Origin of the sequence: Pantoea sp. SS70, assembly GCF_029866845.1 — a bacterium.
Lineage (GTDB): Bacteria > Pseudomonadota > Gammaproteobacteria > Enterobacterales > Enterobacteriaceae > Pantoea > Pantoea leporis.
Genome location: NZ_CP117199.1, coordinates 3327126 through 3345494 on the forward strand (window position 1 = coordinate 3327126; position 18369 = coordinate 3345494).

The 18369-nt window shown below is 57.9% G+C and carries 17 protein-coding genes; 3 read left to right on the plus strand and 14 right to left on the minus strand.

Features of this window, described 5'->3' with window-relative positions; all coding sequences use genetic code 11:
- Positions 1–144: 144 nt before the first annotated feature.
- The 3 genes from PO881_RS15345 to PO881_RS15355 all read right to left on the minus strand — a co-directional run bounded on the left by PO881_RS15345 (position 145) and on the right by PO881_RS15355 (position 5003).
- Positions 145–333 carry a toxin-antitoxin system HicB family antitoxin gene (locus tag PO881_RS15345; protein ID WP_280172030.1) on the minus strand — a complete coding sequence of 63 codons (189 nt, stop codon included), beginning with the start codon at positions 331–333 and terminating at the stop codon, positions 145–147.
- A gap of 405 nt (positions 334–738) precedes the next feature.
- Positions 739–2469 (minus strand): penicillin-binding transpeptidase domain-containing protein, encoded by a 1731-nt coding sequence (locus PO881_RS15350; RefSeq protein WP_101761978.1) that lies wholly within the window; start codon positions 2467–2469, stop codon positions 739–741.
- A gap of 272 nt (positions 2470–2741) precedes the next feature.
- Positions 2742–5003 carry a molybdopterin-dependent oxidoreductase gene (locus PO881_RS15355; RefSeq protein ID WP_101761977.1) on the minus strand — a complete coding sequence of 754 codons (2262 nt, stop codon included), beginning with the start codon at positions 5001–5003 and terminating at the stop codon, positions 2742–2744.
- 197 nt (positions 5004–5200) lie between these two features.
- Here PO881_RS15355 and galR point away from each other — a divergent pair, with 197 nt between their 5' ends.
- Positions 5201–6202: an HTH-type transcriptional regulator GalR gene (gene galR / locus PO881_RS15360; RefSeq protein WP_036649453.1), complete on the plus strand. Its 1002-nt coding sequence runs from the start codon at positions 5201–5203 to the stop codon at positions 6200–6202.
- A 145-nt stretch (positions 6203–6347) separates the two neighbouring features.
- Here the strand turns inward: galR and PO881_RS15365 are convergent, their stop codons facing one another.
- On the minus strand, positions 6348–6797 hold the full coding sequence (locus PO881_RS15365) for a GNAT family N-acetyltransferase (RefSeq protein ID WP_277974036.1): 450 nt from the start codon (positions 6795–6797) through the stop codon (positions 6348–6350).
- A complete protein-coding gene (lysA, locus tag PO881_RS15370) occupies positions 6797–8050 on the minus strand; it encodes a diaminopimelate decarboxylase (protein ID WP_110867980.1) in 1254 nt (417 codons plus the stop codon). The genes PO881_RS15365 and lysA overlap by 1 nt, the downstream gene beginning before the upstream one ends.
- 110 nt (positions 8051–8160) lie before the next feature.
- Between lysA and PO881_RS15375 the strand changes: the two genes are divergently transcribed.
- Positions 8161–9081 (plus strand): LysR family transcriptional regulator, encoded by a 921-nt coding sequence (locus tag PO881_RS15375; protein ID WP_280172031.1) that lies wholly within the window; start codon positions 8161–8163, stop codon positions 9079–9081.
- On the opposite strand, the gene PO881_RS15380 is transcribed toward PO881_RS15375, so the two are convergent.
- Positions 9078–10241 (minus strand): MFS transporter, encoded by a 1164-nt coding sequence (locus PO881_RS15380; RefSeq protein WP_101761973.1) that lies wholly within the window; start codon positions 10239–10241, stop codon positions 9078–9080. The genes PO881_RS15375 and PO881_RS15380 overlap by 4 nt on opposite strands.
- A gap of 362 nt (positions 10242–10603) precedes the next feature.
- Between PO881_RS15380 and PO881_RS15385 the strand changes: the two genes are divergently transcribed.
- Complete coding sequence (locus tag PO881_RS15385; RefSeq protein ID WP_101761972.1) at positions 10604–11230, plus strand: hypothetical protein; 627 nt, start codon at positions 10604–10606, stop codon at positions 11228–11230.
- 144 nt (positions 11231–11374) lie between these two features.
- On the opposite strand, the gene PO881_RS15390 is transcribed toward PO881_RS15385, so the two are convergent.
- From PO881_RS15390 to lysS, 8 genes are all read right to left on the minus strand, one after another.
- Positions 11375–12046 (minus strand): urea carboxylase-associated family protein, encoded by a 672-nt coding sequence (locus PO881_RS15390; RefSeq protein ID WP_277974040.1) that lies wholly within the window; start codon positions 12044–12046, stop codon positions 11375–11377.
- Positions 12047–12059: 13 nt separating this feature from the next.
- Positions 12060–12725: an amino acid ABC transporter permease gene (locus tag PO881_RS15395; RefSeq protein WP_280172032.1), complete on the minus strand. Its 666-nt coding sequence runs from the start codon at positions 12723–12725 to the stop codon at positions 12060–12062.
- The gene (locus PO881_RS15400) at positions 12725–13375 is read right to left on the minus strand and encodes an amino acid ABC transporter permease (protein ID WP_192412037.1); all 651 of its coding nucleotides are present in this window, start codon (positions 13373–13375) and stop codon (positions 12725–12727) included. Before PO881_RS15400 ends, PO881_RS15395 begins: the two co-directional genes overlap by 1 nt.
- A gap of 3 nt (positions 13376–13378) precedes the next feature.
- Positions 13379–14026: an urea carboxylase-associated family protein gene (locus PO881_RS15405; RefSeq protein ID WP_192412038.1), complete on the minus strand. Its 648-nt coding sequence runs from the start codon at positions 14024–14026 to the stop codon at positions 13379–13381.
- Entirely contained in the window at positions 14010–14642 is a 633-nt protein-coding gene (locus tag PO881_RS15410; protein ID WP_101762022.1) for an urea carboxylase-associated family protein, read from the minus strand. The genes PO881_RS15405 and PO881_RS15410 overlap by 17 nt, the downstream gene beginning before the upstream one ends.
- A gap of 2 nt (positions 14643–14644) precedes the next feature.
- A complete protein-coding gene (locus PO881_RS15415) occupies positions 14645–15481 on the minus strand; it encodes a transporter substrate-binding domain-containing protein (RefSeq protein WP_192412039.1) in 837 nt (278 codons plus the stop codon).
- Between the two features lie 262 nt (positions 15482–15743).
- Entirely contained in the window at positions 15744–16595 is an 852-nt protein-coding gene (locus tag PO881_RS15420) for a MurR/RpiR family transcriptional regulator (protein ID WP_192236472.1), read from the minus strand.
- Between the two features lie 248 nt (positions 16596–16843).
- Positions 16844–18364 carry a lysine--tRNA ligase gene (gene lysS, locus PO881_RS15425; protein WP_101761966.1) on the minus strand — a complete coding sequence of 507 codons (1521 nt, stop codon included), beginning with the start codon at positions 18362–18364 and terminating at the stop codon, positions 16844–16846.
- Positions 18365–18369 lie beyond the last annotated feature (5 nt).

Here is an 18369-nt window from a genome sequence, read left to right on the forward strand (position 1 = left end):
CGTTTTGCGGGTTTTCAGCCCCGAAATCGATTATCGAAAATTTCGTAGCGGCGCAATTTATTGCGCAAGATAACAGCGGGAAAAAGGTCAACGGAGCGCAATGAATTGCGCCGCTACGGTTATGTGCACGCAATAACCACCGATTTAACCTTTGGGTTCGATGCCTCTGCGGCGCAGCTCGCGGCGCGCCAGCTCTTTTAACCAGCACGACAGCGTGACGTTGTCGTCGTTGGTCACACTGCGCAGCTGCTCGTGCAGCTCCGGGTGAATACGTAACTGAAACGCCGAAGAACGGCCCTCGCCTTTTGGCGTGCGGTCTTTGGTTTTTGGCATCGCGGGTTGGCCTCAACGAGTCGCAATAAAAAATCGCCCCTTAAAGCGCTACCAACACCGTAAGGGGCTAGCGAACCGCCATGGAATGCGACATCGCGGTGCGTTACCTACAGGTTACACAACCCGATATTTTTATGTTGCCGGGGAAGTGTTAAGACTCAGACAAGAGGTGTGAGCGAGTTCGCACGGTCGTAAATTACAGGCAAAAAAAACCCACGCATCTGCGTGGGTCGGTGTAATAACAGGGTACTGCCAAAGCAGCTTGTTTCACACCCATCAATACCTCTGGGATCTCCATACTCGCACCGTTGAGTCGGTGAAAGACAGGTGCAAAAAGCAACGGTGTTTGGGGAAGTGAAACGAGGTGTGAATATTCTCCACACCTCACTTACACTTTTGATTTAACTAAGATTTGTCTGAAGAAGGTTTACTGTAGATCGCATCGGGTGCCACGTTCATGTGCTTGAGTACCGGGCCCATGATGTTGCCGAAGATCGGTGCCGCCACCGAGCCACCAAAGTGATCGCCCGCGGTGGGATGGTTGATCATTACCACCAGCGCCACTTCCGGATGGCTGGCGGGCGCGATGCCGGCGGTGTAGTTGATATAACCGCCATCGTACTTGCCGCTGGTGCCCATCTTCTCTGCGGTACCGGTTTTGGTCGCCAGACGATAACCCGGCACCGCCGCTCTTACCCCGGTCCCGCCCGGCAGTACGTCGCTCTCCAGCATATGCACCACGGTTTGCACCACCTGCGGATTCGCCACCTGTTTGCCTAACACCGGCGGCGTCACTTTGGTGATCGACAATGGACGATAAACGCCGTACGAACCAAGCGTGGCGTATTCACGCGCAATCTGCAGCGGCGTGACGCGCAGGCCGTAGCCAAAGGCAAAGGTGGCGCGTTCGATATCGGCCCAGCGCTCGCGGTGCAGCGGGAAGTACCCCACGCTTTCACCGGTCAATCCCAGCCCGGTAGGTTTACCCAGGCCAAATGCCTGATAGGTATTAACCAGCGCTTCAGCGGGCATCGCCAGCGCAATGTGCGAGACGCCGATGTCACTCGATTTCTGCAAAATGCCGGTCATGGTGAGGCGCGGCCAGTGACCAACGTCGCGAATTAAGTGGCCGTTGACGCTGTAAGGCGTGGTATCGATCACCGAATCGGCGCGCACCAGATGGCGTTCCAGCCCTTCCATCACCACCAGCGGTTTCACCGTGGAGCCGGGTTCGTAACTGTCGTTGATCGCCGAGTTACGCATCTGCGCCGGCGTGGCATTTTCATAGTTGTTCGGGTTGAACGACGGATAAGAGGCCATCGCCAGAATTTCGCCGGTATCGATTTTCACCAATACCGCCGCACCCGAATCCGCTTTGTTAAGCAGCACGCCGTCGCGCAGTTTGCTGTAGAGCGTGAATTGGTCGAACTTATCGATACTGAGCTGCACGGTTGGCGGCTGCTGTGGCGGCTGGTAATCGATCATCGCAATGATGTTGCCTTCACCATCCTGACGATAAACTTCTTTGCCCGGATCGCCCTGCAGCACATGGTCGAAGCCCTTCTCGATGCCGTTCAGGCCGTTGCTGTCGGCCCCTACAATGCCAATCAGCGGCGCAGCTGCTTCACTCATCGGATAGAAACGGCTGTCGTTATACACCGAGCTGATACCTTTGAGTTTCAGCTCGGCGATATCTTTGGCGATGCCGAGTTCGATTTTGCGGCCCAGATAGAGGAAGCGTTTTTTCGGGTTGGCGGTGATGGCCGCGCGCAGATCTTCCGGACGCTGATTGAGCGCGGCCGCCAGATAAGCCCATTTGGCGCTGGTGAAATCGGGATTTGCCTCCAGCACGCGCATTGGATCGGCGATGATGTCACGTGCCGGAACGCTCAGCGCTAACGCCTGGCCGTCACGATCCAGCAAGGTGCCACGGTTAGTTGGCAACGTTACGGTACGCAGCGAGCGCTGATCGGCTTCGTGCTCCAGCATCGGATGCTTGATCAGCTGCAGGTCACCAACGCAAATCAGCAACAGCACCAAACAGCAGAAAACGCCAAGGCAGATCAGGCGAAAACGAAACGGGTTAAAGGGCGCTTTTATCTGGTCTTTTCCCAGAAATTTTTTTATTTGAGGCATGGCAATCCGCTGCTGTAAGTGAATCTGAAGCTTATTGCTTGCAGTTATAAAGAAACGTAAAGCGAGTTGACAGGAAAACTGTGTTTCGATTCGTTAAGCAAAAAAAACCTGCGCATCTGCGCAGGTCGGTGTAATCAAGAAAACTTTTTGATGTTCACCCATCAATACCTCTGGGACCCTGACTGTAGCAAGGTGGCACGCTGGGAAACCATCGCCTAAACGCAACAGTTACCGGCAAAATGTAACCAGCGATGAGATTATTCGTTGCCCATTCACATCAGATGTTTTTTGATTTCCACCAGGCAACTCATGGCGTTAGGACCCTGCGTTAACGACGAGGTGCCGATATCCAATGTCAGGACATTCGGGTTGCCGGCGCGATCCCACGGTTGCCAGGCGCGACCAAAGCCAGGATCGAACCAGGCGCCGGTGGCGATGATCACCACGCCCGGCGTTACACCGTCGGTCAGGCGCACACCGGCCAGCATGCGCCCGCGCGCATTGCTCACCTCAATCTCATCGCCATCCTGAATATCACGCGTTGCCGCATCCTGCGGATGCATATATAGCGTCTCATGTCCGGCGGTTTTGTTGCCTTGCACCGTGGCGGTGGCGTCCATCTGGCTGTGCAGACGATCGGATGGCTGAATCGAGATCATATGCAGCGGGAACTGTGAACTGAGCGGCGCGCCCAGCCACTCTTGCGGCTCGCGCCACTCGGGATGTCCGGCGAAATCTTCCAGCTGATAATCGGCAATAGTTTGGCAGAACAGCTCAATCTTGCCGCTGGCGGTTTGAATTGGATGCGTTTCTGGGTTAGCGCGGAAATCATCCATAAACACGAACGGCTTGCCGCCTTCGGGAATCTCGACAAAACCGCGCTCCCAGAATTCCCCGAACTCCGGGAACGGAATATCACGCCGCGCATGCGCTACCGCGCACTGTTGATACAGATGCTCAATCCACTGCATCTCATTGCGCCCTTCGGTGAACACATCACGATAGCCGAGGCGATCGGCGATATCAGCGAAGATGTCGAAATCATTGCGCGCCTGATGCTGCGGCTTGATCGCCTGATGCATTGCCAGCACGAAGCGATCGCGCGACGATCCGCCGATGTCGTTGCGCTCCAGCGTGGTGGTCGCGGGCAACACGATATCCGCCATCTGCGCCGCCGGCGTCCAGACGATATCCTGCACAATCACGGTATCCGGGCGCTGCCAGCCTTCCACCAGACGATTGAGCTGCTGATGATGATGGAACGGATTGCCGCCCGCCCAGTGCACCAAATGGATATCCGGATAGTGCTGGGTTTCACCCTGGAATGCGTACGGCTGGCCGGGATTGAGCAGCATGTCGCTGATGCGCGCCACTGGAATCGACAAATTGCCCGGATTCGGGCCGGTGCTCATCATGGGTGCCGGGCCATCCTGACGCGGATTGCCGACGCTGTTCATCGAGCCATGACCAAAGGAGAAACCGCCGCCCGGCAAGCCTGGCTGACCGAGCATTGACGACAGCGCAATCATCATCCAGTACGGCTGCTCGCCGCGATGGGCGCGCTGTACCGAATAGGAGCAGGTAATAAAGCTGCGTTTGCCGATCAGCTGCTGCGCCAGCAAAGCAATGCGCGCCGCCGGAATGCCGGTAATGCTGCTGGCCCACTCAGGCGTTTTGGCGATGCCATCGCTTTCACCGAGCAGATAGCCGCGCAGCTGCGGCCAGCCGGTGCAATGGCTGGCGAGGAAGCTTTCATCCAGCGCGTTACGCCTGGTGATCTCAAAACCCAGCGCCAGCATCAGCGCCACGTCGGTGTTCGGGCGAATAGGAATCCACTCGGCATTGACGAACGCCGGGCAGTCATCGCGCATTGGGCTGATGTTAATAATTGGCGTGCCTTTGGCACTGAGCTGCTCCAGCGCCGGTTTCAGGCTGTGCTGCCCTGCGCCGCCGGAAGCCACCTGCGCGTTTTTCAGCGCCAGGCCGCCGAAGGCGATAAAGATGTCGGCGTGCTGCACCACTTCCGGCCAGTCGGTGACGCGGCCGGTGAGCGGCATGTAGGTGCCAATCACGTACGGCAGGAAGAACTGCGCCGCGCCCCAGCTGTAGTTACCTTGCTGATCGACGCCGCCGCCGCCCTGAAAATAGAAGCGACGAATCAGCGTGCGCGCGTGGTTGACGCGTCCCGCCGATGACCAGCCGTAAGAGCCGTTGAAAATGCCCGCTGCGCCGTAGCGATCGCGCACGCGGCGATTCTCTTCCGCCACTAAATCCAGCGCGGTATCCCAATCCACCGCCACGAAATCTTCCCGACCGCGCAAGGTGCGATCGCTGTTCTCACGCGACTTCAACCATGAACGGCGCACCATCGGCTGGCGAATACGCTTATCCGAATAGACCAGTTCAGGAATGGTGTTGAGCATCGGCGAGGGATCGGCATCGGCGAAGAAGGGTTCACAGCCAATCAGGCGATCGTTTTCGGTGACGGCAGTGAATGCGCCCCAGTGCGCCAGGTGTGGCACGCGAGTTTTCATGGTTTTTGGGTCCGGCAGGCAGGTGTGATTGTGTCTGGCAGCATAACATGAGCCTGTAACCGAGCTAAAGCGCGGCTGTGAGCGCCTGATTTTCCGTGCTTTTGCGACAGCGCTGGCATTCTGCCGGGTTGCTACAGGGTGGGTTTTCCGTAACACTGGTGGCATGTGTAAACGTTTTCCCGGATGTCGATAATCGCATGGCTACCATTAAGGATGTTGCCCGTATGGCTGGGGTGTCGGTTGCGACCGTCTCCCGCGTCATCAATAATTCGCCCAAAGCCAGCGAGAGTTCTCGCCTCGCCGTTACGGCGGCAATGGAGCAGTTGCAGTATCACCCGAACGCCAACGCACGCGCCCTGGCGCAGCAATCCACCGAAACCCTGGGTTTAGTGGTGGGCGATGTTTCCGATCCGTTTTTTGGCGCGATGGTCAAAGCGGTGGATGAAGTTGCGGGCCAGACCGGCAACTTTTTGCTGATTGGTAACGGTTACCACAATGAGCAAAAAGAGCGTCAGGCGATTGAGCAACTGATGCGCCATCGCTGCGCCGCCTTAGTGGTACACGCTAAGAAAATCCCCGACGACGATTTAGAGATGCTGATGAAGCAAGTGCCGGGCATGGTGCTGCTGAATCGCCTGCTGAAAGGCTTTGAACATCGCTGCATCGCGCTGGATGACCGCTACGGCGCCTGGCTGGCAACGCGTCATCTGATTCAGCAAGGCCATACGCAAATCGCCTTTATCTGCTCCACGCACACCATTTCCGATGCCGAAGATCGTCTGCAAGGCTATTACGACGCGCTGAAAGAGCACGGTTTGCCGTGTAATGACCGTTTGGTGGCGTGGGGCGAACCGGACGAAGTGGGCGGCGAGCAGGCGATGACCGAATTGATGGGACGCGGCAAGCAGTTCACGGCGGTGGCCTGTTACAACGATTCGATGGCCGCCGGTGCGCTGGCGGTGCTGAGTGATAACGGCATTCGCGTGCCGGAAGAGATGTCGCTGATTGGCTTCGATGATGTGCTGGTGTCGCGCTATGTGCGCCCGCGTTTGACGACGGTGCGTTATCCGATTGTCACGATGGCGCAACAGGCGGCGCAACTGGCGCTGGCGTTAGCCAATGGCAGCGAGATGCCGGAAGTGACCAATATGTTTAGCCCCACGCTGGTAAGACGGCATTCGGTGAGTGGGCCGGGTTAAATCCTGGTGCGCGCTTTCCCTCACCCTCTCCCGCAAGCGGGAGAGGGAATGATTAGGTGGAGTGGACCTCGGATTTACAGCTTGCTCGGGCGGCTCCTTCTCCCGCTTGCAGGAGAAGGCTGGGATGAGGGACAACGCGCACCCATCACAAATCCCGCGAATACACCTTCACCCGCACATCCGGGAAATCCAGCGCGTCGCATTGATACTGCCAGCCAAAACGTTCGTAATAGCCGCCAAAGGTGGACCATAACCACAGCTTGTCATGACCGCGCTGCTGCGCGAAATCGATCACATGCTGCTGCAGCGCTTTGCTCAATCCCTTGCCGCGCGCGGACTCCTCAACAAACAGCGCCGCCACCCACGGCGTGAGATCCTGACGGCTGATCAAATCGCAGCGCCAGAATCCCACCGTACCGAGCGGTATGTCGCCGTCAAGCGCCACGAAGGTCACCGGAAAGTCGGCGCCGTTGAGGCTGCTGCGCACAATGCTGTGGTAAAACTCACGCGACGTACCGTCACCAAACGCCTGCCACAGCCAGTCGGTGATCTGCGTGGCGTGATGCGGCACCTCGCTGAGCGCAACGATCTTCATCAAATCAGCTCCAGCGCCAGCAGCTCCTGAATGGTCTGCGCACGACGAATTTCACGCGCCGCGCCATTCTCGAACAGCACTTCCGGAATCAGTGGACGGCTGTTGTAGTTCGACGACATCGACGCGCCGTATGCGCCGGTATCGTGGAACACCAGATAATCGCCGACCTGCGCCACAGGCAGCGCACGGGTTTCTACTTTGCCACCTTCCAACTGCGTGAACACGTCGCCCGATTCACACAGCGGACCGGCCACTACGCTCTCCACGGTGGCGTCGCCCAGCGCGCGGCCATCGACCGGCAGCAGAGAAATGTGGTGATAGCTGCCGTACATTGACGGACGCATCAAATCGCTGAACCCGGCATCGACCAGCACAAAGTGACGGCTGCCCATCTCTTTTACCGCGCGTACCTGTGACACCAGCACGCCCGATTCAGCAACCAGGAAGCGGCCTGGCTCAATCTCCAGTTTCACCGGGTGACCGAGGTGCGCAGCGATACGCTCGCGCGCGTCGTTCCACAAGCCGTAATAGTGCTGGGTATCAATGGCTTCTTCGTCAAAACGATACGGAATCGACAAACCGCCACCGGCAGAAATCGCTTCCAAATCCTGACCAAACGCCACCACCTGATCGACCATCGCGTCACACACCTGCTGCAGATGGCCATAATCCACGCCGGAACCGATGTGCATATGCAGGCCGACCAGACGCAGGCCGTGCTGCTGAATCGCCGCCAGCGCCAGCGGCAGATCGCTGTGCCAGATGCCGTGTTTACTGTTCTCACCGCCGGTGTTGGTTTTCTGGCTGTGACCGTGACCAAAACCCGGATTGATGCGCAGCCACACCGCGTGGCCCGGCGACAGCTCGCCCAGTTGATGCAGCATATCCACCGAACCGGCATTGACCGGCACTTTCAGCTCGGCGATACGCGTCAGGGTTGGCTGATCAAACACATCGGCGGTGAAGACGATATCTTCGCCGCCTGGCTGATAACCAGCGGCAATAGCACGTTCGATTTCACCCAGCGATACCGAATCGACTTTGACGCCCGCCGCACGCATCAGACGCAAAATGTGGATGTTGGAGCAGGCTTTCTGCGCAAAACGCACCACGTCGAAGGCGCCGAGCTGCGCAATGCGCTGCTGAATAATCGCCGCATCATAAGCCCAGAATGGGCCGGCATAACGCTGCGCCAGCGGCAGTAAGTTGGCGGCAGTTAACGCGGTTTCGGTGTTATTGAGTGGGCGTGGCATGTCAATTCTCCTGTGTCATTGAGGCTATTTAGCCACAGCGCATCAATTCAGAAAAATATCTGTTTTAGCGACGTCTATACAAATATGATATGGGTTATCTGGAGGAGACAATGGCAAAAATTAACTGGCGACATATCGAAATTTTTCACGCGGTGATGACCAGCGGCAACCTGACGCAGGCCGCGACGCTGCTGCACACTTCGCAGCCTACGGTGAGCCGCGAACTGGCGCGCCTTGAGCAGCAGCTCGGCCTGCAGCTGTTCGAACGGGTGCGCGGCCGCCTGCAGCCCACGGTGCAGGGCTTGCGGCTGTACGAAGAGGTGCAGCGCTCGTGGTACGGACTGGATCGCATCATGGATGCCGCCGAAGGGTTGCGCCAGTTTCGTCAGGGTGAATTGTCGATCGCCTGCCTGCCCGTGTTTTCTCAGTCGCTGTTGCCGCCGCTGCTGCAGCCCTTTCTTGAGCGCTATCCGCAGGTTAGCCTGAATATCATTCCGCAGGAGTCGCCGTTGCTGGAAGAGTGGCTGTCGGCACAGCGTTACGATCTCGGCCTGACCGAAACCCAACACGCACCGGCGGGCACCGAACGCTTGCCGCTGCTGACCTGTGACGAAGTGTGCGTGCTGCCGCCACAGCATCCGCTGTGTCAGCGCGAGGTGCTGACGCCGCAGGATTTCCACGGTGAAAACTACGTCAGCCTGTCGCGCAGCGATAGCTATCGCCAGCTGCTGGATTCCCTGTTTCATGAGCAGAATGTGGAGCGTCGTCTGGTGCTGGAGACGCACAGCGCGGCGTCAGTGTGCGCGATGGTGCGCGCGGGCGTGGGGATTTCGATTGTGAATCCGCTGACGGCGCTGGATTACGCCGACAGCGGTGTGGTGATGCGTCGCTTCAGTATTGCCGTGCCCTTCACCGTGAGTTTAGTGCGGCCGCAGCATCGACCGGCTTCGGCGCTGGTCGATCACTTCTGCGACCACCTGCAACGGCACGTGGCGGCGTTTCCACAACGTATTGCCGAGCGGCTGGCTTAAGCGTTGACCGCTTCGCCCTGCCCGCCCGCTTTGCGGAAGGTGATCAGGCAGATCACCAGTCCGACCGCGGCCAGCGCAGCAGCGGCAACCGGCACCGACGTCAGGCCGTACCCTTTCTCGATCACCGCGCCACCGACCCACGCGCCGAGCGCATTGCCGACGTTGAAGGCGGAGATATTCAGCGTAGAGACCAGATTCGGCGCATCTTTGCCGTGGCGCACCACGTTAATCTGCAAGCCCGGCACGGTGGCGAAGGTCGCCATCGCCCACAGGAACAGCGTGATTTCCGCCAGCCACAGCGCATGGCTGGTCCAGCTGAACAGCAGCGAGAACACTGCAATCAGCACAAAGCTGAGGATCAGGCTGAACGACACTTTCCAGTCGGCCAGCTTGCCGCCGAGGATGTTACCGACGGTCAGCCCCGCGCCAATCAGGAACAGCGTCCAGCTAACACCCCGATCCGAGATACCGGTCACCTGCAGCAGCAACGGGGCAATGTAGCTAAACAGCGCAAACATCGCCGCCGCAAAGAACACCGTCATCAGCAGCGACAGCCACAGTTTGCCGTTGGCCAGCGCGCTGATTTCACTCGCCAGATGCACCGGCTTCTCTTCTTTGTTGGTCGGCAGGCTCACCATCAGCGCGATAAAGGCGAAGATGCCGATGATCGCCACGCCCCAGAAGGTGGCGCGCCAGCCAAACATCTGACCAAACCAGGTGCCGAGCGGCACGCCGAGCACGTTGGCCAGCGTCAAACCGGTGAACATCAACGCCACGGCAGAAGCTTGTTTACCTGGTGCGACCAGGCTCGCCGCCACCACTGCACCGATGCCGAAGAACGCACCGTGACACAGCGCCGTCACCACACGCGCTAGCATCAGCAGGTTGTAGGTGTAGGCCAATGCACAGAGCACGTTACCGATGATGAAGATGATCATCAGCAGAATCAGAGTACGTTTACGCGGCAGTTTGGCGGTCAGCAACGCCATGATCGGCGCGCCAATAGCGACGCCCAGCGCGTAGCCGCTGATCAGCCATCCCGCAGAAGGAATGGTCACTTGCAGATCACCCGCCACCTCGGGCAGCAATCCCATAATGACGAATTCCGTGGTGCCGATGGCGAACGCACTCAGCGCCAGCGCCAGTAATGCAACAGGCATAACACACTCTCCCAATAATTTTTTGCAGGCGGGCCGCACTGCGAACGCAGTACGGTTACAACAGACGCTTATTAAAATTTGAACTGCGTCACATTGTTATTAAAGCATAGCCCTTCCATGCCAACCACCCTGCGCGCCGCAAGACTATTTTGCGCCCGCAGCAATAATCCCTGCGCGCGAAAATGTCACTGACTAACCATTGAGACAGATGGAGGTTTCCGCGCTACGCTTGAAAAGGATGTGATCGTTATCACAGTGAGTCAGCTTTTGACGCAAAATCAAACAGTAAAGGATGGACGCGCACTGCCGATACCTCAATGGATTGCCCGGTTATGGGGTGTCAAAAATCGAGGGGAAAGCGTATGCGATGGCTCATCGCGCTAACGGTTGGCTGCCTAAGCGGCTGCTCTGTTGGGCATTACGAATACAGCAAAGAAGCAGCAAAACGCGTCGATATGACCGTCACCGGCATTCCAACGGTGCTGGGCATTGGTGCGCTTGGCACCACCATTCCTCTCACGCCCGAATACAGCCTGACGGCGGCCCACGTGGCGAAGTATTCACTCTATCGGGTGAAAGCCTGGCATCCCGAATGCGATATCGCCGTGGTGTACCATAAAAACAGCGAAGCCAATTTGCCGCCGCCGTTCCGCAATAGCCATATTGGCGACGACGTGAATCTGTATGGCTACAGCTTTATTTCCGCGATGCCGGTAGCGTCAAGCGGCAAGAATCTGATCAATACCACGCTGGCGAATGACTGGAACAAAGCCAGCTGTGTGGTGGTGGCGGCCAATGCCGGCGTGGTGAAAGGTATGTCCGGCGGCGCGGTGTATAACGCAAGCGATGATACGCTGGCGGGGGTGATTGTCGGTTACAGCAGCCAGATTGATGACAATAAAAGCGGCAAAACGCTGTTTAAGAATGTGGCGCTGTATGTACCGTACGCACGCTTTCAGGCGTGGCTGGATGGGGTGGTGAAGTCTTAGATCGTGCTGGCTGTCCCCCTCCTCGGTCCTCCCCCATAAATGGGGGAGGAAGATGCTGCAATATGATAGTTGGGGAGCTGCATGTGGCAGCGTCTCCTTCCCCCATTCATGGGGGAAGGCCGGGATGGGGGACAGCGTGCACAGTCAAGCCGGAACCCACGCCCCCTGCACCTGCACCTGCGGGAAACCGCTGGTCAGAATACGCAGCTCGGCATCGCGCGGGGTGTTGTCGCCCTGCCCCTGAATGCTGACGATATCCTGCGGACAGGCGGAAAACGCCACAAAACAGTCCATCTCGGCGCGCAGCACAATATAGTCACCCGGCTTCGTCACCACCGGCAGCGTCTTCAGCGTGATGCCATCCGGCTGCACCTGAATATTCATAAAGATATTAAACGAGGCCAGATTGCCATGCGGCAGCGTCACGCCCAGCTCACGCATGCCTTCAAACAGATTGTCATGGCAGTTGCGATGCGGTTCGGTGCAGCCGAGCAGCTCATAACGACGCGCATCGCAGGCCGCCATAAAGGTGTCGTGCACGCCTGGCGAGGTATCCGCCACCAGCGTCAAAATCGGGTGGCGCTGGCTGGTGATAAAGCTGTCGCCCACTTTGGGATTGAGACGCTGATTCCACACGCGCGTCGCCTCCATACACATATATTCACTCACATCCTCAGCGTTGTACGCCCAGCAATCCACCACCTGCGTGCCGTGCAGGTTAATCACCTGCACCGCTTCACCTCTCTTCAGGCGCACCGCTTTGCCGTAGCGCGCCGGGATGGTCATCGCTTCACGATGCTGAAATTCAGCCGACATGTTGTTCTCCTGATTAATGCTGCATGGCACGACGATAGCGCGTCATGCGAGATTCAAGGCCGCGCGCCAGCCAGTCGATAATGCTGTTGAGCAGCCAGTAACAGAGCGCCACCGTGAGATAGATCTCCAGCGGCGCGTAGGTATCCGAAATCGCCTGTTTGGCGGCGTACATAAACTCCTGCACCGAGACAATCGACAGCAGCGCGGAGTCTTTAATCAAACCGATCATCAGCCCGATCAGCGGTGACAGCATCTGCGGCAGCGTTTGCGGCAGCACCACGTCACGCAGTTGTTCGCTGCGACTCAGGCCCAATACGCGGCACGCTTCCCACTGCCCTTGCGGCAGCGCATTAATAGCCGAGCGGATCACCTGCGCAATGTAAGGCGCGTAGTAGAGCGTCAATGCCAGCACGCCCACCACCGGCGACGACAGCGTGATGTCATATTCCGGCAACACAAAATAGAGCAGATAGATCACCACCAGCAGCGGCAACGCGAGGGTCAAGCCGCTGTAAAAATTGAGCAAACGCAGCCAGAACCGCGAGGCACGCATCAGCAGCACGGCCAATAGCGCGCCCCACAGTAGCGAGCAGAGCGCCGCCACCAGACAAAGCTGCAAGGTGGCGAGCAGGCCGTCACCGAGTGACGGCAAAGAGGTGATAATTGCCTGCCAATCCATTACGCCAACCTCCGCTTCGCTTCTAAACGACGCGCCGCCGCAATTAACGGCATGGCGATCAGCAGATAACCGGCCGCCACCAGCAGCAGCACCTGCGTGGCTTCGTAGGTGCGGGCGATGACGATCTGTCCGGCGTAGGTCAGTTCAGTGAGCGCCACCACCGACGCCAGCGGCGTGGTTTTCAGCAGAATGGTGAATTCATTCACCAGCATCGGCAGACTGGCGCGCATCACTTGGGGATTGATGACGTACCACCACGTCAGCAGGCGGCTCAGACCCAGCGTGCGCGACGCTTCCAGCTGTCCGCGCGTCACCAGGCTGCGATTCACGCGCAGGATTTCCGCCACGTACGCGCCGCTGTTGAGGCCAATGGCAATCACCGCCGCCAGCATCGGCTGACCGCCCAATCCCAGCCGCGGCAAGGTGAAAAACACCACAAACAGCTGCACAATCGCTGGCGTTCCGCGCATCACGCTGACATAGCATCGCCCGATGGCGCGCCAGATCCAGGCACGACGCAGCTGCAGGAAGCAGCCGAGCTGCCCCATCACCACGCTGACTAATGACGCCAGCACGGTGAGCACCAGCGTCATCAGCAGGCCGTGTCCGAGTTCCGGCAGCGCGGCCACTACCTGTTGATCCAGCCCCATGCGTTACTCCGCGTTAAAGTCGTGCAGGTTTTCCGCCACCGATAGCAGCAGCGGCGCGGGACGATCGTTGCCCTCAATGCCGGTGTTACAGGCGGAGACGATGAACTGCATGTCCATCACCACGCGACAGGTAATGCTGTCGCCAGCTTGGGTCAGGTTGGTTTCCGGCAGAATCTCGCCTTCACGCGTCAGCTTGACGTGCATAAACAGATTGATGGGATCCGGCAGCTTCGGCACCACCATGCCCAGACGCGCCAGCTCGCCGCGCAGCGCATCGAGGCAACCTTCGCCCGGATAACCGCGCTCAGCGAGAAACGCCGTGGTGGACGCCGGCAGCAGCAGGTCGTGACGCTTCACGCTGTCTTTGCCCAGCACCATCATCGGACGACGACGGTTGTTCACCAGACGCATGCCGGAACCGAGCAGGTAGCTGTTGCTAAACACCCGCGTGTGGTGCACCGACAGCCACACGGCGGGATCGGCCAGGCTAAAGCCAAACAGCGAAGCCACCGCGCCGTCGCCCTGAGCGGTGATGCGCAGCAACTGACCGCGCAGCACGCTAATCGAACCGATGCTGCCCGCTGCAACCTGCACCGGTTCAGCCAGCGTGCGCACGGCGGTTTCTTCATAACTTTCACGCATTAACAGCATGATTCATCTCCTGAGCGTGAAAATGGTCGCTGACCACGATGTCGATTGGCGTCACCTGCAGGCCGTTGCCGGGAATAATGTCCTGCGGGCAGGATGAGACCGCGCAGATCAGATCGCACAGCGCTTCAAAGGTGATGCTATCGCCCGCTTTGCTGTTGGGATCGGTCACTTCCATGCGGCCATCGGCGGTGACCGGGCCGTTCTGAAATAGGTTGAACGGTTCCGGCAGCGAGAAGTAGGTGACACCAAACGCCTTCATCCCCTCCAGCAGGTTATCGACGCAGTTGCGATGCCCTTCGACACCGAAATCGATGCTGAAACGGGTGCGATCGCAGGCCGGTACGTTGGCGTCGTGGATGCCGATGCTGTCGGCAAGAATGCGCAGCATCGGGCGGTTTTCACTCGACCACAACGCGTCACCCGGCTTAAAGAACAGCGAGCGCAGCTGTTGGCGCGTGTGCACCGGCGACAGCTTCTCGTTCAGGTCATCGGCATTCACCGCGACAAAATCGGCCGCCTGCTGCCCTTCGCTATCAATCACGGTAATAAACTGGCCCTTGCGCACGCGGAAGGTTTTGCCAAAGCCGGCAGGCACCGTCAGGTTGGACTGGCACATAATTACTCCTGCGGAATGAAGTCGCTGGCGGGCACGGTAAAGGTAGTGCCGAGATACTGCTGTTGCAGTTTGGTCAGTTCGCCATCTTTCTGCATCGCGAGGATGTGGTCGCTAATGGCTTTGTTCAGGCTGCCATCTTCTTTGCGAGTCGCCCAACCCATCCACTGCGACGGGCCGACTTCGCCCACCTGCGCCACTTTGCCGGCATATTTTTTTGCTACCGGCGCCAGTACCGAGATGTCGTCATAAACGAAGTCGGCGCGTTTGGTCATCAAGGTGCTGACGGTTTGATCGAGTGAATCGACATTGATGATGGTGATCGGTTTTTTACCCTCCTTCTTCAACTGTTCGTTGAAGCCCTTCAACAGCTGCTCTGGCACGCTGGCGGTTTTCACCGCACCGCGCAGACCCGACAAGCTTTCCGGACTCAGGGTTTTGCCGCTGAAGGATTTCGCCTCGGCTTCACGCACCAGCACGCCGTTGACGGTTTTGCTGTACGGCACGGTGAACAGCACTTTCTTCGCGCGTTCCGCCGTGACGTTCAGGGATGAACCTTCGGCATTGAAAGAGCCCGAAATCAGGCCCGGCAGAATGCCGCTGAAGGCGGTTTTCTGAAACTCCAGTTTCACACCGAGATCGTTGGCAAAGGATTGCATGATCGCCACGCTGTAACCGGTGATCTCACCTTTGTCATTGGTGTATTCGTAGGGAGGAAAGGTTGGATCGATACCGACGGTAATTTTGCCGCTGCTTTTGATGTCGGCCAGCGTATCGGCTTGTGCCTGCGCCATAGTGCCGACGGAGAGAAGTGCGGCAATCAGCAGTGCTGTTTTTTTCATTATGGTGTTTCCCTGGTGTTGGTGAAATGTCATTTTCTACTGAGCATATTTTGTGCCAGCTTTTTCACTACCATGCAGGGAAACCTGATAAAAACCATATTTTATTTAGTATAATCAAATGGAAACATTTGTTTCTTTGTTTTTATTTTTAATTTCTATGATTTCACACACGGTAAGAAGGGGATAATTGGATGGGTGGGCACTGGACAGAATTGCACCGTTTTGGTGATTTTTCTGGCGCACAATGCGCCAGCAAGGCGCATTATTCCAGTTCGTCGAGGGATTGGTGCAGCGCTTCGATTTGCGCGAGATGATCGTTGCTGGCTTTACCCATTTGCCGGGCCACCAGTGAACAGAGCAGATTACACACGCCAGAGAGCGCGGCGGTGCTGTCGAAAATCAGGCTGCTGTCGGTGTGACAGCGGATTACCCACTGCGCATGGCGCGCCGGTTTGCCGGAGAGCACGTCGGCGATATACAACATCGGCACGTTGCGCTCGGCCAGCGCGTTCATCGCCGCCTCCAGCGCGGGCATGCGACGACGCAGACCGACGCAGATCACCACATCCTCTGCGGTCAGAGCCGCGATATGCTCCGCCAGCGAATCGCCGGGACGCGGCAGCAGACGCACATCGGAGTGAATATGGATCAGGTCTCGATAGATCAGATGCGCGATGGTTTGGCTGTGGCGCCAACCCATGACCACCACGCGTCGCGCCTGGCTGATGGCGCTGACCGCCTGCTGCAGCTGTTCGCTGTCCAGCGTGCGATAGCTGTTGACCAGGTTGGCGATCTCTCTTTCCAGATGCTGCTGCATGATGCTCGCCAGCGGCGACGCGCTGGGTGCCGGTTGCAGATAGAGCGGTGAACCGCTGCTTTGCATGTCACGCGCCTGGCGACGTGCGGCTTCATAACTTTCATAGCCGAGATGGCGGAAGAAGCGCGTGGTGGTGGCTTTGGACACGCCCGCGCTGTGTGCCAGTTCGGTGGCGGTGTTCATGGCTAACTGGCCTGGTGCGGCGAGTAGCACATCGGCAAGTCGCTGCTCGTGGCTGGAGAGTTGATCCCAGTGCTGACGAATCCGGCCCTCTAACGTTGCCGCTTTTGCACTCATGCTGATTCCCTGAAAAAGAAAAAAACCATCCTGCACAGAGCGTGCCGGGTTGTCATCAGGAATTTTGTATTGGGGGGAATGTGCTGGCTGTCCCCCATCCCGGCCTTCCCCCGCTAGCGGGGGAAGGAGATGCTGCCACATGCAGCTTCAGAACTCACATTTTGCAGCATCTTCCTCCCCCATTCATGGGGGAGGACCGAGGAGGGGGACAGCGAGCACGGACCGGGATGGGGGACTGCGGCGAAATACTACTTACCGGTCGGGCGCAGTGCCGGGAACAGGATCACGTCGCGGATGGTGTGGCTGTTGGTGAACAGCATCACCATACGGTCGATACCAATACCCAAACCAGCGGTTGGCGGCAGGCCGTGCTCCAGCGCGGTGACGTAGTCTTCGTCGTAGAACATCGCTTCATCATCGCCAGACTCTTTCGCATTCACCTGCTGCAGGAAACGCTCAGCCTGATCTTCTGCATCGTTGAGCTCTGAGAAGCCGTTACCGATTTCACGGCCGCCGATGAAGAACTCAAAGCGGTCGGTGATTTCCGGGTTCTCGTCGTTACGACGCGCCAGCGGTGATACTTCAGCCGGGTATTCGGTGATGAAGGTTGGCTGAATCAGGTGCGCTTCAGCGGTCTCTTCGAAGATCTCTGTAACGACGCGGCCCAGGCCCCAGCTCTTCTCAACTTTGATGTGCAGTGATTGGGCAATCGCTACCGCTTTATCAAAGTCTTCCAGATCGCTCAGGTCGGTTTCCGGACGGTATTTCTTGATCGCTTCACGCATGGTGAGCTTCTCGAACGGCTTACCGAAATCGAAGCTGTGATCGCCATACGGCACTTCCGTGGTGCCCAGCACATCCTGCGCCAGCGTACGGAACAGGCTTTCGGTCAGTTCGATCAGATCTTTGTAATCCGCATACGCCATATAGAGTTCCATCATGGTGAACTCTGGGTTATGGCGTGGCGAAATCCCTTCGTTACGGAAGTTACGGTTGATCTCGAACACGCGATCAAAACCGCCAACCACCAGACGCTTCAGATACAGCTCTGGCGCAATACGCAGGTACATATCGATATCAAGCGCATTGTGATGGGTGATGAACGGACGCGCAGACGCGCCGCCCGGAATCACCTGCATCATCGGGGTTTCCACTTCCATAAAATCGCGGTTAACCATGAACTGACGAATGCCGGCCATGATTTGTGAGCGAATTTTAAAGGTTTTGCGCGAATCGTCGTTGGAGATCAGATCGAGATAACGCTGACGATAACGGGTTTCCTGATCGGCCAGGCCGTGGAATTTGTCCGGCAGCGGACGCAGCGCTTTGGTCAGCAGACGTAGCTCAGTGATGTGGATCGACAGCTCACCGGTTTTGGTTTTGAACAGCTTACCGCGCGCACCGAGGATATCGCCGAGATCCCACTTTTTGAACTGCTCGTTGTAGACGCCTTCTGGCAGATCGTCGCGTGAGACGTAGATCTGAATCTGGCCGCCGACATCCTGCAGGGTCGCGAATGACGCTTTACCCATGATGCGGCGCGTCATCATACGACCGGCCACGCTCACTTCAACGCCCAGCGCTTCCAGCTCTTCATTCTCTTTCGCGTCATAGCTGGCGTGCAGCACATCGGACGTGGTATCGCGGCGGAAATCGTTAGGAAACGCCACGCCTTTTTCACGCAGCGCGCTGAGTTTTTCGCGACGCGCTTTCAGTTCGTTGTTTAACTCAAGGGCGGCATCAGCGCTCTGCGGTTGTTGTTCAGACATGTCGG

Bases quoted from the DNA above. Each gene is read 5' to 3' on its own strand.
- PO881_RS15345 (WP_280172030.1), bottom strand. From the start codon at position 333: ATGCCAAAAACCAAAGACCGCACGCCAAAAGGCGAGGGCCGTTCTTCG.
- PO881_RS15350 (WP_101761978.1), bottom strand. From the start codon at position 2,469: ATGCCTCAAATAAAAAAATTTCTGGGAAAAGACCAGATAAAAGCGCCC.
- PO881_RS15355 (WP_101761977.1), bottom strand. From the start codon at position 5,003: ATGAAAACTCGCGTGCCACACCTGGCGCACTGGGGCGCATTCACTGCC.
- galR (WP_036649453.1), top strand. From the start codon at position 5,201: ATGGCTACCATTAAGGATGTTGCCCGTATGGCTGGGGTGTCGGTTGCG.
- PO881_RS15365 (WP_277974036.1), bottom strand. From the start codon at position 6,797: ATGAAGATCGTTGCGCTCAGCGAGGTGCCGCATCACGCCACGCAGATC.
- lysA (WP_110867980.1), bottom strand. From the start codon at position 8,050: ATGCCACGCCCACTCAATAACACCGAAACCGCGTTAACTGCCGCCAAC.
- PO881_RS15375 (WP_280172031.1), top strand. From the start codon at position 8,161: ATGGCAAAAATTAACTGGCGACATATCGAAATTTTTCACGCGGTGATG.
- PO881_RS15380 (WP_101761973.1), bottom strand. From the start codon at position 10,241: ATGCCTGTTGCATTACTGGCGCTGGCGCTGAGTGCGTTCGCCATCGGC.
- PO881_RS15385 (WP_101761972.1), top strand. From the start codon at position 10,604: ATGCGATGGCTCATCGCGCTAACGGTTGGCTGCCTAAGCGGCTGCTCT.
- PO881_RS15390 (WP_277974040.1), bottom strand. From the start codon at position 12,046: ATGTCGGCTGAATTTCAGCATCGTGAAGCGATGACCATCCCGGCGCGC.
- PO881_RS15395 (WP_280172032.1), bottom strand. From the start codon at position 12,725: ATGGATTGGCAGGCAATTATCACCTCTTTGCCGTCACTCGGTGACGGC.
- PO881_RS15400 (WP_192412037.1), bottom strand. From the start codon at position 13,375: ATGGGGCTGGATCAACAGGTAGTGGCCGCGCTGCCGGAACTCGGACAC.
- PO881_RS15405 (WP_192412038.1), bottom strand. From the start codon at position 14,026: ATGCTGTTAATGCGTGAAAGTTATGAAGAAACCGCCGTGCGCACGCTG.
- PO881_RS15410 (WP_101762022.1), bottom strand. From the start codon at position 14,642: ATGTGCCAGTCCAACCTGACGGTGCCTGCCGGCTTTGGCAAAACCTTC.
- PO881_RS15415 (WP_192412039.1), bottom strand. From the start codon at position 15,481: ATGAAAAAAACAGCACTGCTGATTGCCGCACTTCTCTCCGTCGGCACT.
- PO881_RS15420 (WP_192236472.1), bottom strand. From the start codon at position 16,595: ATGAGTGCAAAAGCGGCAACGTTAGAGGGCCGGATTCGTCAGCACTGG.
- lysS (WP_101761966.1), bottom strand. From the start codon at position 18,364: ATGTCTGAACAACAACCGCAGAGCGCTGATGCCGCCCTTGAGTTAAAC.